We start from the raw sequence: 17,088 nt of genomic DNA on the forward strand, positions 1-17,088 counted from the left end.
GTGTATCGGCGCGAACGGAAAACCCAAGCGCCGTTTCAGGCCTGGAACACGTCAGGGTGGACGGGGTCCCCCGGCACGTCGGCAAGCAGCCCCTCCAATCCGAGGAACTCCTGCCAGAAGTCAAGCGGCTGCCCATACGGCGTCGCCTCACTGCCATGCGCCTGCACGTTCGCCTTCGCTTCCAGCACGTCAAGATCGCTCAAACCATCGAAATACGATGTCAGCCGGTCGAGGTTCTCATCGTCGTAGAACAGGGAACCGATGATCTCCGTCAACCGTTGGGCACGTTCGACCGGCAGTGAATCCCAGTGGCGCAGTTCGATGAAGTTCTTCAGCCGCACATCGTTGAAATGCGTGGACAGCACATGGTTCACCTCGTACGCGTTGAGCTCGCGGTCGGGGTAGATTTCGCCCGCGTTGTCGCGGAACGCGGCGCGGTGTTTCTGCTCTTCGGGCAGCCCCTCAGCCTCCGGGGTATGGGTCAGGTCGGCGAACATCATCGGGGTGCTTAACACGTCCACCGCATAATCCTCCCAGCCGAACCGGTCATCATACAACCCGGGGATCAGGTTCGTGCGCTGGCAGTCGAGGAAATCCCACATGCGCTGGCGCATCAGTGGGAACGGGTTCTCGGTGCCCTCGAAATACGGGGTGTTGCGGAAGAACCACGCGAGAATCGGGCCGATCGCCGTTCCCACGCGCAGTTTGCGGATGGCGTCCTGCTCATTTTGATAGTCGATGCTCACCTGTGTGGATGCTGAACCGCGCATCATGCACAGGCCATACTGTCCGACACGCCCCAGATAATCGGTCATCGCCTCGTATCGGCTCTTCGGGTTGACCGGAATGTCGGCGTAGCTGGTGTTCGGCTGGTAACCGTAGTTGATCAGGCGGAAGTCCAGCGCGTCGAGAATCGGATTGATTTCCTTGCGGAAGCGACCGTACTCGACAGCCAGTTCCTGCGGGCTGTGCAGCACACCGATCGAGCATTCGACTTGGGCCCCCGGCTCCAGGGAGATGGAGATTCCCTTGCGGGTGAGGCCTACCAGATGGCCGTTCTCCCAATACTCCTTGTCGGCATCGTAATAGGGGCGCAAACGATTGAGCAGGACCTCAATCCCGTTCGGCTCGTAATAGTTGACCGCCTGGTCGGTACCATTGCGAACGGGCAGATGCTCGATTTCAACCCCGTAACCGTCGTTGCGTTCCGGCTTGGCGCCGCTTTCGAAGAAACGGACCAGGCTGTCGACATGCTTGGGGTTGACGGTGGCATTCATATGCGCGTAGCTGATGCGTGGTGTGCTCATGCTGCCATCGTAAACGAAATGGGCCCGCCACGCGCGGATTGCCGCGCCCTCAGCTCTACGAAAAACTGATAGCGCCTTGCAGTTCGTCTGGTCTGATGCCACTTGATTCGATTCCGCTTGTGGCAAGTCACGCGTTCATTTCGTTCAGTCGTTGCCGACGCGGAACGTGCGGACAGCGAACCGTGCGGACGACGGCGACCACAGACAATCCGCAACGTAGCACAGCGGGCGGCAACCGCGTATTGCGACGGGACAGTGTGGACGCCCCACAGCGCGGAACGCGTATCCTAGCGCCGGCATCTGGGCACGACGCCAGAATCGCGTTCAGTCTGCCGTAGACAGCGGCGCCGATGCGTCTGGCGACGGCGCGGACGTTCCGCTCTCGCCGGCACGTCCGCTTGCCCGGCCGTGCATCGGCTCATCGAGATGCGCCTTGTGATTCTTCTTGGCGGCGGCGATCATCAGCTTCAAACGGTTGAGCTGGTTCGCCTCCGAGGCGCCCGGATCGTAATCGATCGACACGATGTTGGCCTGCGGATACAGGCGACGGATCTTGCCGAACATGCCTCGCCCGGTCACATGGTTCGGCAGGCACGCGAAGGGCTGCGCGCACACGATATTCGGGCATCCGGACTCGATCAGCTCGATGATCTCGGCGGTCAGCAGCCAGCCTTCGCCGGCCTGCACGCCGACGGACGTGACCTCATCAGCAGTTTTCACCAGCTGCTCCATGCGTTCGTCCTGGCTGAACTTGCCGTGCGCGGTGGCGATGGCGCGACGTACCGGGTTGAGCCCGCGGTTGAGCGCCCAGCGCATAACCGCGTCTATGGTCTGGCTGCCGCCGGTACCCAGATGATCCTCATTCCACTTGTCGGTGTAGGGGTGCTGGGTCATGAATTCGACAATGCCCGGCACCACGGCTTCGCAGCCTTGCGCCTCAATCTGGTCGACGACATGGTTGTTGGCGTCCGGATGATACTTGACAAGAATCTCGCCGACCACACCGACACGCGGCTTGCGCGGGATATCCTTGAGCGGCAGCTCGTCGAAGGTGCGCACGATCTTCTTCAACAGCTGCGGGTACAGCCAGTACCCCTTGCCGTACACACGCTTGGCGGTCTTTGAATACCCATGATGCTCGATGGTTTCGCGCAGAATCGTGTCCCACTGCTCATACAGGGCGTTCGCGCTGCCCGGCTGAGCCTCATACGGGCGGACGCGGTACAGGCATTTCATCAGCAGATCACCGTAGACGAGCGCCTTGCCGGCACGCTCCAGCATCGCCGGCGTGGCTTTGAATCCAGGATTGCTTTCCAACCCTTGGAAACTCAGCGCGATGACCGGAATCTGCGGGTATCCGGCGTCAATCAACGCCTTGCGGATCAGACCGTAATAGTTCGTGGCACGGCACATGCCGCCGGTCTGGGAAATGGCGAGCGCCACATGGTCCGGATCGTATTTGCCTTGGATGATGGCGTCCACCAGCTGCCCGACAACCATGATCGCCGGATAGCAGGCGTCATTGTTGACGTATTTGAGGCCGGTTTCGACGTCCTCGTTGCTGGCGTGTTTGAGCACGTCGAACTTGTATCCTCCGGAGCGGATGACGGATTCGACCAGTGAGAAGTGCACCGGGCTCATCTGCGGGCAGACGATAGTGTAGTCGCGCATGGATTTCTCGAAGCGGACCTTGTGCGCATACCGGCTCATGGTGGCCTCGTTGCGGGCGGACCCGCCGCGTTTGCCGGTCTTCGTGCCGTCCTGCTGCGACGCTTGGGCAGCGGTGCGGCGCGAAGCCTGCCTGACCGCCTCGGTGAGCTTCGGATTCTCGGCCATCACGGCGTCGAGCATCGCCTGACGTCCGGGGGTCGGAGCAGTGCCGCCGGTGTGTCGGAAACCGCAGTCGGATGCGGTTTGCGCGGGCTGCGGCTCCTGCAATTGATGAGGTTGCGGCGACTTGCGGCCGTCACGCAGTTCGGCGTTGCGTTCACGTTCCTCGACGGCGGCTTTCAGCGAGCGTAGGCGGATTTTGGCCGCACCCAGGTTGCTGACTTCGTCGATTTTGAGCACGGTGTACACGTCGGCCTTGTCGGCGAGGATTTCGCTGACCTGATCAGTGGTGATGGCGTCGAGGCCGCATCCGAAGGAGTTGAGTTGCACGAGTTCAAGCCCCGGGTAGGAGGATACGAATCGTGCCGCCGAGTACAGGCGGGCATGGTAGGCCCACTGGTTTTGCACACGCAACGGCATGCGGGTGACTTTGCGGTCGCCCACTTCGCGGAATCCTGCGGCGTCCTTCGCGTGCGGGTCTTGTTCGCCGGCGCTCAGGTATTCGCTCAGATGCAGGTCTTCACCCGGCTGTAGTTCACAGATGGAATCCTCGGACAGGACGACCATGCCAAGCGAGCAGATGGTCTCGGGAATGCCGTGGTTGACTTCCGGGTCGATGTGGTAGGGACGCCCGGCGAGCACGATGCCGTGGCAGTTGTGCTCTTTCATGTAGGCGAGCGCACGCAGGCCCTCCTGCTGGACATCATGCTTGAACAGCTTGTCTTCTGCGTACGCCGCCTTGACCGCTTGCTGCGCCTCGTCCATGGTCACGTTCGCCCAGGCGAATTCTTCGACGATGCGCTTGGCCATGAGCTCATGATTGGCCAAGTTGAAGTAGGGGCGCATGTAGCGGATGCCGGGTTCGCGCAGTTCGGGCATATTCGCGCCGATGACGACCGGATAGTTCGCCACGACCGGGCAGTTGTAGTGGTTGTCGGTGTTGGGTACGAGGTTCTCTTCGTAGCTCACGCACGGGTAGAAGATCGTCTTGACGCCCTTGTTGAGCAGCCATTTGATATGACCGTGCACGAGTTTGGCCGGGTAGCAGATGTTCTCGGATGCGATGGATTCGATGCCGGTTTCGAACAGCTCATGGTTGGAACGCCCGGAGATGATGACCTTGAAGCCGAGATTGGTCAGCAGGGTGAACCAGAACGGGTAGTTCTCGTACATGTTGAGGACGCGCGGGATGCCGATCTCGCCGCGGGTCGCCTTCTTGTCGGTCAGACGCCGGTAGGCGAAGCAACGCTTGTACTTGTAGTCGTACAGGTTGGGGCGGTCGGAACGCTGTTTTTTCGCGTCGCCGCCGCGTTCGCACCGGTTGCCGGTCACGTAGCGTGAACCGTCCTGGAAGGTGGTGATGGTGAGCTTGCAGTGGTTCTGGCACAGCTTGCACACGTCACGGGACGTGGTCATCGACAGATTGTCGAGGGCGTCGCCGGTGAGGATGCTGGAGCGGGTGTGCGCGGCGGAAGGATCGTCATCGGCCGCGTCGACATAGTGCATTCGGGCTGTCAGGGCGGCACCGTACGCGCCCATCAGACCGGCGATGTTGGGTCGGGTGACTTCGCGCTTGGTCAGCAGTTCGAAGGCGCGTAACACGGCGTCGTTGAGGAAGGTGCCGCCCTGGACGACAACCGTGTCACCGAGCGCGTCGGCGTCACGCAGTTTGATGACCTTGTACAACGCGTTGCGTACGACCGAATAGCACAGGCCGGCGGCGATGTCCTCGATGGAGGCGCCTTCTTTCTGCGCCTGCTTGACGGAGGAGTTCATGAACACCGTGCAGCGCGAGCCCAAATCCACCGGATGCGTGGAGTTCAGGGCTTTTTGCGTGAATTCTTCGATGCTCAGTCCCATGGACTGGGCGAAGGTCTGCAGGAAGGAGCCGCAGCCTGAAGAGCACGCCTCATTGACGGCGATCGAGTCGATGACCCCGTCATTGATGGCGAGGTATTTCATGTCCTGGCCGCCGATATCGATGACTGCGGTGACGCCGGGGCTGACCATTTCGGCGCCACGATAGTGCGCCATCGTTTCGACGACGCCTTCGTCCAGGTGCAAACCGGTGGAGATCAGGCCTTCGCCGTATCCGGTCGCGCAGGAGCGCGCGATCCACGCATCCGCAGGCAGTTGCGCCTGAATGCGTTTGACGATATTGACCGCCGCGGTCAACGGGCTGCCTTCGTTGGTGGCGTAGGACGACCATACGATTTCACGGTCGTCGTTGACCAGAGTCGCCTTGATGGTGGTCGAACCGGCGTCAATACCGAGGAAGTGCGGTCCCGTGGCGCCTTCCAAGGTCCCTACATGCACGTGTTCACGATGGTGGCGGGCGTTGAACGCCTCGCGATCCGCCTCGGTGGGGAACAGCGGCGGCATGGTCTTCGTATTGCTCGGCAGGTTCTTCAGCCGTTCGAGGTCGTCGAGGATCTGCGCGCAGGAGCGCGGTTCGGCGATGGTGGCGGTGCCGGTATCGTCGTCGTCATTGTCGTCGCCGGCGATGAGCGCGGCGCCGAACGCGACATACAGGTGGGCGTCGGACGGGGTGATGAACTGGTCGACTTTGCCGTCGAGCGCGCGCCGGAAGGCTTCACGCAGCTCGGACATGAAGAACAGCGGCCCGCCGAGGAAAACGACATTGCCGTGGATCGGCCTGCCGGAAGCGAGACCGGCGATGGTCTGTGTGGCGACGGCGGTGAAAATCGAGGCGGCCAAATCGGGTTTCGCCGCGCCGTCGTTGATCAGCGGCTGCAAATCGGATTTCGCGAACACGCCACAGCGTGAAGCGATCGGATACAAGGTCTGGTAGTGCTTGGCCATCTCGTTGAGACCGGCCGCGTCCGTGTCCAGCAGGGTCGCCATCTGGTCGATGAACGCGCCGGTGCCGCCTGCGCACGAGCCGTTCATCCGCTGTTCCGGAGTCGGCTTGAGGTAGGTGATTTTCGCGTCCTCGCCGCCGAGCTCGATGATGACATCCGCCTGCGGGATCTCCTGGTCGATCGCGCGGGTTTCGGCGATGACCTCCTGGATGAAGGGCACGTGCAGGTTGTCGGCGAGGGTCAAGCCGCCGGAACCGGTGATTGCCAGGCGAATCGGCTCGCCGCCGCGGCCGAGCCGTTCGAGCTGCTGGTGGATGTCTTCAAGCAGTCCGGCGACTGTGGCCCGCACGTTGGCATGATGGCGACGGTAATCGGAGAACAGCACGCTGTCGAGCGTGTCATTCTGATCCAATACGACCGCTTTGACTGTGGTCGATCCGATGTCAAGACCGACACGCAACGGCTTCTTTCCGTGTTCGTCGGTCATGACATGCTCTCCCTGTTGCGTCATCTGCACCTCATATCCATTGTCGGCAGAAACCGGGCGGCGTGGCGGAGTATTGCAAACCTTCGCACGTGTCCTGCCGAATTTCCTCTAGTGAATGCTAACGCATACGCACGTCAGCACAACTCGCCCGAAGCGAAACGGTACAGATATACGAAACCTGCACGGTTTGCCGCGTCCCAACGGCCACCGGCAGTGTACAACCCGTCGGATAATGGCGTGCGGCGGATGCGGCGAGCGGTGTTACTGCCCTGAGGACAGGCTGTCGTTGCCTTCGCCGGCGGCGCGATCCTTGCCGTAGATTTCCGGGATGAAACGCTCTTGATCGTGCAGTTTGCTCCAGATGACGGGCTTGCCGGCGGCGAAGGATTTCGGTACGTCGATGATGCGCTGGTTGCTTGACCCGCGGAATTGCAGGAGGGTATCGTGCAGATCCTTGATATACCGGCCGTCGACGAGGATGTCGATTTCGTGCAGCAGGTCGAGCTTGTCCTGGGTTTCGCCGGGGCGCATGAGTTCTTCCCATGTGTAGCCGGTCCAGCACCAGATGTCTTTGGTGTGGCCGAAGCGTTCGCGGATTTTTCGCGCGAGCGGCAGGAGCACGCCCGTGTTGAGCAGGGGCTCGCCGCCGAGGAAGGTGATGCCTTGCACGTAGGATTGGGACAGGTCGTCCATGATTTGCGCTTCGAGCGCGTCGTTGTATTCGTGTCCGGCTTGGAAATCCCAGATGGATTTGTTGTAGCATTCCACGCAGTGGAACGGGCATCCGGACACGTATAGGGAGCAGCGGATGCCTTCGCCGTCGGTCATGAGGAACCGTTTGTAGTCGGCGATCATGTTGTGGCTCATCCGGTTCGTCCATTGCCCGGCTTTCGGATTGTTCGACCGGTTGGTCGGAATGAACGGGCCGCGGCCGGTCTCCCCCGCCGCGAAATCATGCAATGTCGTTGCTGCCATCAGTGCTTCCTGTTCCTTGCCTTGCCGCTTCTTTCACACGTCCGCCCATCCAAGCTGACGCGAACAAAGCCACGACGCACGGCAATGACGGCCGCGTGCAGCGTGCATCGCGGCCGTCATCATTGGTTGTCGCCGTCAGGCCGTCCGCCTGACGGTGTGTTTCCCGGTGTGCTTCGGGCTTACTTGGTTTCTTCGAACCATTCGTGTTCGGAACCGTCCTTGAGTGTCACATGACCGGTCTCACCGCTCATATGCTTGACACGGTGGGCGATTTCCTCGTGACGACCATGCACCATCGGGCGCTGGACCGGGTTGCCGAGGTATCCGCAGGTACGCTTGGTCACGTTGCACTTATCGGGGTCGGAGTTGCCGCATTCGGGGCACTTGAAGCCCTCTTCGGTCGGCTCGAAGTCGCCTTGGAAGCCGCACACGAAGCAGTGGTCGATCGGTGTGTTGGTGCCCAGGTAGCCGATGCCGATCTTGTAGGCGTAATCCCACACGGCCTCGAGCGCCTTGGGGTTGTCCTGCAGGCACGGGAACTCGCAGTAGTTGATGAAGCCGCCGGACGCGTAGTAGGGGAAGTCCTTCTCGTAGTCGAGCTTCTCCATCGGCGTCGGGGACAGCCACACCGGGTAGTGGAAGGAATTGGTGTAGAAGTCGTGGTCGGTCACGCCGTCAACGCGGCCGAACTTCTCGCGGTCCATACGGTTGAAGCGGTCCGTGAGGCTTTCCGCCGGCGTGGAGTACACCGAGTAATGGTAGCCTTCGGCCTTGCACCACTGCTTGCACAGCTGGTTCATGCGCTTGACGATGGACAGCGCGAACTCCTTGCCTTCCGGATCCCAGCTGTGGTCACGCATCCAATCCTTGCCGTAGAACACGGCCGTCGCCTCATACAGGCCGATGTAGCCCAAGGAGACAGTGGCACGCTCGTTACGGAACAGCTGGTCGACGTTATCGTTGGCGCCGAGGCGGCCGAAAGCGCCGTAGCGGAACAGGGTCGGCGCGTTGACCGGGGTGGCTTGCTTGCAGCGCATGATGCGGAACTGCAGCGCCTGGTGTGCGACTTCCATACGCTCGTCGAACAGCTTCCAGAAGCGGTCCTTGTCGCCGTGGGATTCCAAGGCGATGCGCGGCACGTTGACGGTGACGACACCGAGGTTCATGCGCCCGTCTTCGACATCCTTGCCGGTCTTGGGGTCGATCCAGCCCTGCAGGAAGGAACGGCAGCCCATCGGGGCCTTGAAGGAGCCGGTGATTTTGACGATGTTGTCGTAGAAGACGACATCCGGGTACATGCGCTTGGTGGAGCATTCGAGCGCCAGCTGCTTCATGTCGTAGTTCGGGTCGCCCGGGTCGGCGTTGATGCCGTGCTTGATGGTGAACACAAGCTTCGGGAAGATCGCGGTGTGACGATCCTTGCCCAGACCACGGATGCGGTTGAGCAGGATGGAACGCTGGATTTCGCGGGCGAACCATGAGGTGCCCAAGCCGAAACCGACGGTGACGAACGGGGTCTGGCCGTTGGATACGCGGTTGGAGTTGATCTGGTATTCCATGGTCTGCATGGCGTCGTAAATCGCCTTGCGGGTCATGAGCTTCGCGTAGATTTCGCGGATCTGCTGGATCGGGGCGGCGTCCGTGTCGAACGGGACGTCGTCGGGCAGCGGGGCGCGGTTCTCGAAGTGCAGGCCTGCGGGCTCCTGCTCCTTGAGGCCATGCACGACGGTCTGCGCGGCTTCGATGGGCATGTCGTCGGGGAACATGGCGTGAGCCATCTTCAGATGCTTCTCATAGTCGAGTTTCGCGTACGGCTCAAGCATCTCGTCGGCACGGTTGACGGTCTGGCCGCCGTACTGGGCGCCAGCGATGTCCTTGATGATCTGGGTGATCTGCGTGGCGGCGGTGCCGATGGACTTCGGGGAGTCCATCATCGCGTTGCCGAGTTCGAAACCGTGGGCGAGCATGTCGCCGAAATCCGGCAGCGAGCAGTTGGTCATCGCGGTGAACGGCGAATAGTCGGCGTCATGGAAGTGGATGTCGCCCTTCATGTGGGCGTTGGATACCGCGTCAGGCAGCATGGAGAATGCGGACGCCTTGGACACGGCGCCGGCGAGCAGGTCACGCTGCGTGGCGTAGACATTGGAATCCTTGTTCGCGTTCTCACGCACGAGGGATTCATCACGGTTGACCAGACGGCTGACCGCCTCGTTGATATCGGTGGCCTTGGCGCGTTCGATATCCTTGTTCAGACGGTAGTTCGTGTAGTTGCGGGCCACCTCATACAGGTGGTCTTCAATCAGGCCATGCTCGACCAGGTTCTGGATGTCTTCGATCTTGGCGGGACCATTGTAGCGTTCCTTGATTTCGCCTTCGACCTGGTTGGCGAGATCGCGGATGAGCTGCTCTTCCTCCGGACCGATTTCCTTATCAAGGTCCTTGAAAGCGGACTTGACGGCGCTGATGATGTTGATCGGATCGAATTCGACGATCCGGCCGTCACGCTTCTCGACGAGCACCTTGCTCATGGCTTCTTTCCCTTCTGCGACGGTGTTCTCTGTGTCGCTTTCCGGGGCGGCGGTCAGCGGCGCATCAAGAACCTGCATGTCCATTGGGTTCCGTCCTTTCCATGGGTCGGGCTCCTCCCGACCTTCGTTCGTTCTCATGTGCAAGCATCGACTGTACCACGATATCTAGTGCCAAAAATGCGACACTGTCCTAGATGTAGTAGCAAACCGCATGGTTCCGCCAAAACGAGGCAAATGTGACGAAGATAACGTTGCCGTCTCCGCGTGTCGTTCACGACACGCCATCGCAGACGGAGAAAACGTGCTATACGCGGGCGCGGGTGAACAGTATTGTCCGTTCGATGCGCGAAAGTTGAGGCTATCAGCAACCGGCGAGGACTGCGCCAGTCCACGGGGAACGCCGGACCGGACAGGCCGCACGCGCGGCGGGCAACACGAATGCCACAACGTGGCTGGAGGGAAGCGTATGCAAAGGTACGGATACAACGCGCCGGGCTCCGGCTACACCCAAGGGTATGCGGCAGGCAACGCCATCGAAAGCCGAGACACCGTCGCGCCGAAACCGCTCGACCAACTGCCGCGCCTAGCCCGCGACACCACCGCGGAAAACCCGTGGCCGGTCAGCGTGGTCAGCCAGAAATACCATGATGCGGTCGAACGTTGGCCGGCGTCCTGGGTCGAAGGCCAGATCGTCGAAATCAACATGCGCCGCAGCACATCCGGGTACATCACGCTGCGCGACAACACCCAAGACATCTCCATATCGGTTATGGGGTTCAGCCGATTCGTCGCCATGGCCAGGGATTTCAGGCAGGGTGAGCGTGTCGTCGTCCACGGCAAGCCCGAAGTGTGGGTGAAGGCGACACGCCTGAGTTTCGTCGCCGACGACATCCGCCGCGTAGGTGCCGGCGACCTCAAAGCGCAGATCGACGAATTGCGCAAGAAGCTCAAAGGCGAAGGTCTGTTCGATGCCGAAAACAAGATTCCGTTGCCGGAGTTTCCCAAGTGCATCGGCCTGATCTGCGCCCCGCAGGCACGAGCCGAAGGCGACGTCATCACCAACGTGAACCTGCGCTGGCCGGCCGTGGACTTCGTGGTCGAACATGTGCACGTCCAAGGCGCACAATGCCCGCCCGAAGTCGTTCAGGCCATCAGAAAGCTCGACGACGACCCTCGCGTGGACGTCATCATCGTCGCCCGCGGTGGCGGCAGTTTCGAAGACCTGATTGGGTTCTCCGACGAAAACGTGGTGCGCGCCACCGCCGCATGCCGCAAGCCCATCGTCTCAGCCATCGGCCATGAAGACGATTGGACGCTCATCGACCTGGCCGCCGACTTGCGTGCCTCCACACCGACGGATGCTGCGAAGAAAGTCGTGCCTGACATCCGTGAACAATGGCAGCTCATCGCCAACGCGCGCGAGCGCATGAACCTGCGTATGGACGCGATGGTCGGCAACGAGCAGCGGCTTATCGAAGGCTATGCGAACCGGCCAAGTCTGACCAATCCGAGCACCATGCTCGAACCGCATCAACGATTCGTCGACGATGCCGTGCAACGCATGCGGTATGGGCTGACCCGCATTGTCGACGAAGCGAGCATGAGCGTGGAGAAACTCCATGCCAGCCTCACCGCCATGAGCCCCCAGGCGACGCTCAACCGCGGGTATGCCGTCGTGCAGACCGCCGACGGGCATGTGCTTGACACCGCTGACGGCGTGGCCACGGGAACACGACTGACCATCACCCTCCACCATGGCAGCCTGCTCGCCGAAACCCTCAGGCAGGACGACACCAACGGCACCACCACGCCCACCGGTGATGCCGCCTGACACGTCACCGTTCCACACGACACACCAACCGACCGGCACCATCCACGAAAGGAACCACCATGACCGCATCAACGGACACCACGCACAACACCGCCCCGGCTTCCAGCCTGACGCAGGAGGAACGCGAGCGCATCGCATCCATGTCCTATGAGGAGGCTCGCGACCAGCTGATCCAAGCCGTGCAAGCACTCGAAGCAGGCGGCCTGAATCTCGACCAATCCATGCGCCAGTGGGAGCTCGGCGAGGCGCTCGCCAAGCGCGCCCAGACTCTGCTCGACCAGGTGCGCGCCAAGCTTGACGCCGCACAGGCGCAGCAACAGACGTCAGCGGACACCGCGGGCACGCAATCCAACCTCGAGTAGCTGTTTCACATACTCACATATACGTGTTGCGGGCATCCGGACGTATCATCCGGATGCCCGCAACACGTATGACCCCGCCTCACGGCATTTGCAGCGTGGCCAGGAGCGCCGCATGGTCGGAGCCTGCCACGCGTTTGGCCTGCACCTGACCGGCGGCCATCCCCCGGTCGAGTACGATATGGTCGATTCCGGCGAACGCGGGTACGCCGCGCCGGTTCATCGGCCACGTCATGGTGAGGCCATGGCCGGCCTGGCGGGCGGCATCGGCGAACCGGTTGCCCAGGATGTTGCGGAATGCCGTGTGATCATAGGTGGCGTTGAAATCCCCCATCATCACATACTTCACCTCACTGTGCTGCTGCACCGCAGACAGTTCACGCAGCGCACGGTTCCACTGGCTCCAATACCCCGGTTGGGGGGATGTGGTGTGTACGGATATGAACCTCACTTGAGTCCCGCCCATATCAACGGTTCCGGCGGGCATGAACGAAGCGCTGGAATGGACTTCGTCATCCACCGGATCGTCAAGCGCGACAGCCGACCACAAGCCGTTGCCGTACACGCCGTCAGATGATGACACCTGCGAGTACGGCAGGTAGTCGCCGATACCGTCGGCTTCCAGCTGTTTGACGAACGCGTCCGTGGTCTCCTGCAGTGCGAGGATTTCGACCCGCTCATCGCGCACCATGTCGACGATGGCTTTCGCATCCGCCTGCCCTTTGAACACGTTGAGCGTCATCACACGCGCGTACCGGTCACCGGTGATGGCGTGCGCCTGTCCGACAGCACTCACCGCCTCATCCGCCAGCGAGGCTTGCGGCCGGAAGAACGGTGCCATCCACCATGCTTGCGCCGCCACGCATATCAGCGCGATGAACGCCACCAGCCACCGGTTCGATATCAATGCGAATATCAGCGAAAGCACCGCGAGCAGCGCGAACCATGGTGTCAACGACACCACGACAGGCACGTACGGCAATGCTTGCAAGTCCGCGGGAAGCGTTCGAGCCACGGTGCCCAGCACCGCAAGCATCATGAGCAGTGCGGCAAGCACGCCGAGCAACAGCCGCCAACGCTTGGATCCGGCGGCAGACGCCGACGAATTGGGAGTTCCAGCCATTCCATCTCCGTTTTCCATGTCAGGTATCGTCACCACTGTAATGCCGCGACGCATGCCGATACCGGAGAATCGTGGAACCATCGCGCAATGCACACCAGTTCGCTATGCTTGAAGCAAGCGACATACGAAGGACCGGCATGACCTCATCAACACCACTACCCCAGCAGTACGAAATGCTCTGCGAGTTCGCTTGGGATCAGCTGAACCATTCGGGTCTTACCAGCCCGACATTTCTATGGGATGCCTCGTTCCATCGCGACGCGGAAGCGGACGACGAGATCCGTATGGATGTGCCCATCGCTTCGCCCGAGGAGGCGCAACAGATCATCGACGGGCCCATCACATGGTATCTGCGCATGATGGACTCGCTCAGCCCCACGCAGAAAGCCAACGGCCCAAGCGGCATTCCCCTGTCCGACATGCCGACCTTCTTCATCGACAGCGGGGCGTTGGCCGGCGTTGAAGCGGTGATCAGCAATGCGCGAAGCACCACCAGATGGCATGATGCCGCGGTCAACTTCTCGTTGGCCCTGTTGAAAACCTCGGCTTTTCTCGGCAGCATCGCCGACCGTGAAGGCGAAGGACTGACGTATCTCAAGCGGGTTATCGACGAGACGCGCACATATTTTGACAGTGTCGCCAATCACGCTGATCCGGTGACCGGCGGTCTGGCGCTCAATGAAATCATCAACGCGGCATGCAAGGATGATTTCCGGTTCAATCCGATTCAAATGGTCACACTGATTTCATGCGCTCTGCCGTTCGCCCAATGGGATGATACGCGGGTGTTCGTCTATGATGCGATGGACCGGGCGCGAGCCACCATGGATTCGATTGAGAAGGACATCCAAGCCAATGACCGCGACGATCCGGCCGGCAATCTCATGATGGATTCGGACGGCAATCTCATCGACGTCTCCGCCGGAAGCATCAGGGAACAGTTCGACACGTCGATGCTGCTGCTGCGCCATGACGTGCTGCGCCTGTGCGGGGATGATGAACAGGCCGACCGGCTGCTGCGGGATAATAGTGATCTCGAACCGTTTGCGGACACCCGTGCGATTCAGCTGATCGCCGGCAAACGATGGCGTGAGCTGTATGATTTCGCCAGCCGGATCCTCGACGACGACCCCTATCAGCAGATTGCGTTGATTCCCCCGAATCTGGTGCCGGACGACTGGCATACCATCCTTGATCTGGCGCAGTACGAGCTCGCACACGGGCAGTGAGCCTGCATCAGCGCACAGTGTGCGGTTCGTGACGGCCAGCCTCATACGCATAACCATGAGGCGCAACACAATCCCCGATCCTCTGCCGACGCTGAGAGCCCCGTCAGTGTCGGCAGAGGGTTGTCGGCATGCTTCTGCCGACGCCAAGCCACCCCCGGTGTCGGTAGACAATCATTGGCTGCTTCTGCCGACGCTGAGACGATGCTGAGTGTCGGCAGAGGATTGTACCGCCTCGCGGCTTCCGTACCCTTGGCTCAGTTGAGTTTGAATCCGAGTTCCTTGGCTGCGGCAATCGGCACCGGGTCATCGCACCAGTAATCCTCGACGTTCTCATCAGTGGCCAAGGAGCGGATCTGTGCACGGTCGATATACAGTTCGCCGCTGAGATGGTCGGTCTCATGCTGGAAAATGCGGGCAGGCCAGCCGTGCAGATGCTCCTCATGCCACGTGCCGTCCATATCCTGCCACCGTGCGGTGATATCCCGCCAACGCTTACGAACCGCCTGATAGCCTTCAAAACTCAGGCAGCCCTCGTAGAAGCTGCGCGTTTCCGTACCGATCGGCTGATACGACGGGTTGATGATTGCGTGGAACGGAAATTCGGAAATCTCACGCGGATCGTCCAGGTCGTCGCTGATATGGTCTTCGACCACCGCCAGGGCGAGCCCCAAACCGATTTGCGGGGCGGCCAAGCCGACGCCGGGCGCTTCAACCATGGTCGTGCGCATCGTTTCAACCAGCTTGGTGAGTGTGCTTTTGCTCAACTGGCCGTTGTATCGGCGCGTCGGCTGGCGCAACACCGGTTCCCCAACCTGCACGATCGGAAGAATACCCTCGCTGCCGCCGGATCGCAGCAGGCTTTCAACAGCACGATTCAACCCCAGATCAATACTTGAACCTCGTGTGAACATGTTACGCCAGCTCCTCCGCGACAACCTTGGCGAGGCGATCGCACACGTCATCGGCCTGCTGTTGGGTGGCGGCCTCGGCCATCACGCGCACCAGCGGCTCGGTGCCGCTCGGACGCAGCAACACGCGTCCGGTTTCGCCCAACAGTTGCGTTTCCTTCTCCACGGCCTTCTGCACGGCGGCGTTCGTAGTGACCGCCTGCTTGTTGGCGCACCTGACGTTGACGAGCTGCTGCGGCAGCTGCGGGAAGTCGGCGGCGAGCTGTTTGAGGCTCTTACCGGACTTGACGACCTCGTTGCACAGGGTCAGCGCGGTCAGGGTGCCGTCGCCGGTTGTAGCGAACTCGCGGTTGATCACATGGCCGGACTGTTCGCCACCCAGCGAATAATCGCCGCGCAGCATCTCCTCGAGCACGTACCGGTCGCCGACGTTGGTCTGGACGGTCTTGATGCCCATATCCTTGAGGGCGAGCTTCAAACCGAGGTTGCTCATCACCGTCACCACGAGCGTGTCGTGGTTGAGTTTGCCTTCACGCTTCTTGGCGCGCGCGAGGATGCCCATGATTTGATCACCGTTGACCATGGTGCCGTCCTCGTCCACGGCGAGGCAACGGTCCGCGTCACCGTCGAAGGCGACACCCATCGCACTGCCGGTGGCCTTGACCATGGCCTGCAGCTGCTCAGGATGGGTGGACCCCGCGTGATCGTTGATATTGTAGCCGTCCGGGGACGCGTTGATCACGATGACTTCGGCGCCGGCGCGACGCAATGCCTCCGGGGCGACGACGGATGTGGCGCCGTTGGCGCAATCAGCGACCAGACGCAGACCGGCGAGCGGCTTCGGCTGGGTTTTCTCCGGTCCGACAACCGGGGCGATGGTGGAGACCAGATGATCAATGTACAGGTTCGTGGCGGTCACCGTGTCGTGGCTGACACGCCCCACGCCGGCTCCGGTCGGGCGGTCCCAATCCTTGCCGAGCACGGCCTCAATCTCGTCTTCCTTGCTGTCAGGCAGTTTGAAACCGCCGCGGGCGAAGAATTTGATGCCGTTGTCAGGCATCGGGTTGTGGGAGGCGGAAATCACCGCGCCCATCTCGACGTTGAGCACGGAGGTGAGGAACGCGATGCCCGGGGTCGGGATGATGCCGACATCGATGACGTCGAAGCCGCCGGCACTCATGCCCGCCGACAACGCCGATGACAGGAAATCACCGGAAACACGGGTGTCACGGCCGACCAGCGCACGGCGACGCCCCTCAGTATGCACGTCCCCGCCCTTGTCTTGCGGCGCATCAGCTTGGCCGAGTACGCGGACAGCGGCGTCTCCCAAATCCAATGCCAGCCGGGCGGTCAAATCTCTGTTCGCCAACCCGCGTACACCATCGGTTCCGAACATTTTCGGCATGGTTGTAGTCCTCGCTTCTTTGACATGAATATGCTGTATCCCATCGTACCTACCCGTGTTCCCAAAACCGCCATTCGACGCGGCAAACGGCACGGCATCCACGCAAACCGCGTCATCCGTGGGACAAGATGATGGCGACGGCAGGCGGATTGGACAATTGCGCCATCCTGTTACCGTCCCGGAACATCACAGAATCAATCACCGTGTCCACCATGTGGAACGGCGGGAAGGAAAGCATCCGGCCCCGCACACCGCTCCTCCACATGCGTGCCGGTAGTTATGGC

General features: G+C 61.2%; 10 protein-coding genes. 3 read left to right on the top strand and 7 right to left on the bottom strand.

What is annotated here, in order from left to right:
• Positions 1 to 35: 35 nt before the first annotated feature.
• The 4 genes from BBOU_RS03560 to nrdD all read right to left on the bottom strand — a co-directional run bounded on the left by BBOU_RS03560 (position 36) and on the right by nrdD (position 10,033).
• Positions 36 to 1,307, bottom strand: a complete 1,272-nt coding sequence (locus tag BBOU_RS03560) for a glutamate-cysteine ligase family protein (RefSeq protein WP_026502799.1) — start codon at positions 1,305 to 1,307, stop codon at positions 36 to 38.
• 324 nt (positions 1,308 to 1,631) lie between these two features.
• Positions 1,632 to 6,470, bottom strand: coding sequence for an acyl-CoA dehydratase activase-related protein (locus tag BBOU_RS03565; RefSeq protein ID WP_051616690.1), 4,839 nt, complete (start codon positions 6,468 to 6,470; stop codon positions 1,632 to 1,634).
• Between the two features lie 237 nt (positions 6,471 to 6,707).
• Complete coding sequence (gene nrdG / locus BBOU_RS03570) at positions 6,708 to 7,421, bottom strand: anaerobic ribonucleoside-triphosphate reductase activating protein (RefSeq protein WP_081815497.1); 714 nt, start codon at positions 7,419 to 7,421, stop codon at positions 6,708 to 6,710.
• A gap of 179 nt (positions 7,422 to 7,600) precedes the next feature.
• A complete protein-coding gene (gene nrdD, locus BBOU_RS03575) occupies positions 7,601 to 10,033 on the bottom strand; it encodes an anaerobic ribonucleoside-triphosphate reductase (protein WP_026502801.1) in 2,433 nt (810 codons plus the stop codon).
• Between the two features lie 382 nt (positions 10,034 to 10,415).
• On the opposite strand from nrdD, the gene xseA reads away from it, so the two are divergent.
• Together xseA and BBOU_RS03585 are read left to right on the top strand one after the other, a co-directional pair.
• Positions 10,416 to 11,780, top strand: a complete 1,365-nt coding sequence (gene xseA / locus BBOU_RS03580; RefSeq protein ID WP_051616691.1) for an exodeoxyribonuclease VII large subunit — start codon at positions 10,416 to 10,418, stop codon at positions 11,778 to 11,780.
• Between the two features lie 59 nt (positions 11,781 to 11,839).
• Positions 11,840 to 12,142: an exodeoxyribonuclease VII small subunit gene (locus tag BBOU_RS03585; RefSeq protein WP_026502802.1), complete on the top strand. Its 303-nt coding sequence runs from the start codon at positions 11,840 to 11,842 to the stop codon at positions 12,140 to 12,142.
• A gap of 79 nt (positions 12,143 to 12,221) precedes the next feature.
• Here BBOU_RS03585 and BBOU_RS03590 read toward each other — a convergent pair whose 3' ends face one another.
• Positions 12,222 to 13,262, bottom strand: a complete 1,041-nt coding sequence (locus BBOU_RS03590; RefSeq protein WP_081815498.1) for an endonuclease/exonuclease/phosphatase family protein — start codon at positions 13,260 to 13,262, stop codon at positions 12,222 to 12,224.
• A gap of 137 nt (positions 13,263 to 13,399) precedes the next feature.
• Between BBOU_RS03590 and BBOU_RS03595 the strand changes: the two genes are divergently transcribed.
• Entirely contained in the window at positions 13,400 to 14,491 is a 1,092-nt protein-coding gene (locus tag BBOU_RS03595) for a hypothetical protein (RefSeq protein WP_152595555.1), read from the top strand.
• Between the two features lie 254 nt (positions 14,492 to 14,745).
• Here the strand turns inward: BBOU_RS03595 and BBOU_RS03600 are convergent, their stop codons facing one another.
• Entirely contained in the window at positions 14,746 to 15,402 is a 657-nt protein-coding gene (locus BBOU_RS03600; RefSeq protein WP_026502804.1) for a peptide deformylase, read from the bottom strand.
• Position 15,403: 1 nt separating this feature from the next.
• Positions 15,404 to 16,804, bottom strand: coding sequence for a phosphoglucosamine mutase (gene glmM, locus BBOU_RS03605; protein WP_026502805.1), 1,401 nt, complete (start codon positions 16,802 to 16,804; stop codon positions 15,404 to 15,406).
• Positions 16,805 to 17,088 lie beyond the last annotated feature (284 nt).

This window comes from Bifidobacterium boum (assembly GCF_000741535.1).
GTDB lineage: Bacteria > Actinomycetota > Actinomycetes > Actinomycetales > Bifidobacteriaceae > Bifidobacterium > Bifidobacterium boum.

Coding starts and splice junctions, on each gene's coding strand:
- BBOU_RS03560 (WP_026502799.1), bottom strand. CDS start 1,307: ATGAGCACACCACGCATCAGCTACGCGCATATGAATGCCACCGTCAAC.
- BBOU_RS03565 (WP_051616690.1), bottom strand. CDS start 6,470: ATGACGCAACAGGGAGAGCATGTCATGACCGACGAACACGGAAAGAAG.
- nrdG (WP_081815497.1), bottom strand. CDS start 7,421: ATGGCAGCAACGACATTGCATGATTTCGCGGCGGGGGAGACCGGCCGC.
- nrdD (WP_026502801.1), bottom strand. CDS start 10,033: ATGGACATGCAGGTTCTTGATGCGCCGCTGACCGCCGCCCCGGAAAGC.
- xseA (WP_051616691.1), top strand. CDS start 10,416: ATGCAAAGGTACGGATACAACGCGCCGGGCTCCGGCTACACCCAAGGG.
- BBOU_RS03585 (WP_026502802.1), top strand. CDS start 11,840: ATGACCGCATCAACGGACACCACGCACAACACCGCCCCGGCTTCCAGC.
- BBOU_RS03590 (WP_081815498.1), bottom strand. CDS start 13,262: ATGGCTGGAACTCCCAATTCGTCGGCGTCTGCCGCCGGATCCAAGCGT.
- BBOU_RS03595 (WP_152595555.1), top strand. CDS start 13,400: ATGACCTCATCAACACCACTACCCCAGCAGTACGAAATGCTCTGCGAG.
- BBOU_RS03600 (WP_026502804.1), bottom strand. CDS start 15,402: ATGTTCACACGAGGTTCAAGTATTGATCTGGGGTTGAATCGTGCTGTT.
- glmM (WP_026502805.1), bottom strand. CDS start 16,804: ATGCCGAAAATGTTCGGAACCGATGGTGTACGCGGGTTGGCGAACAGA.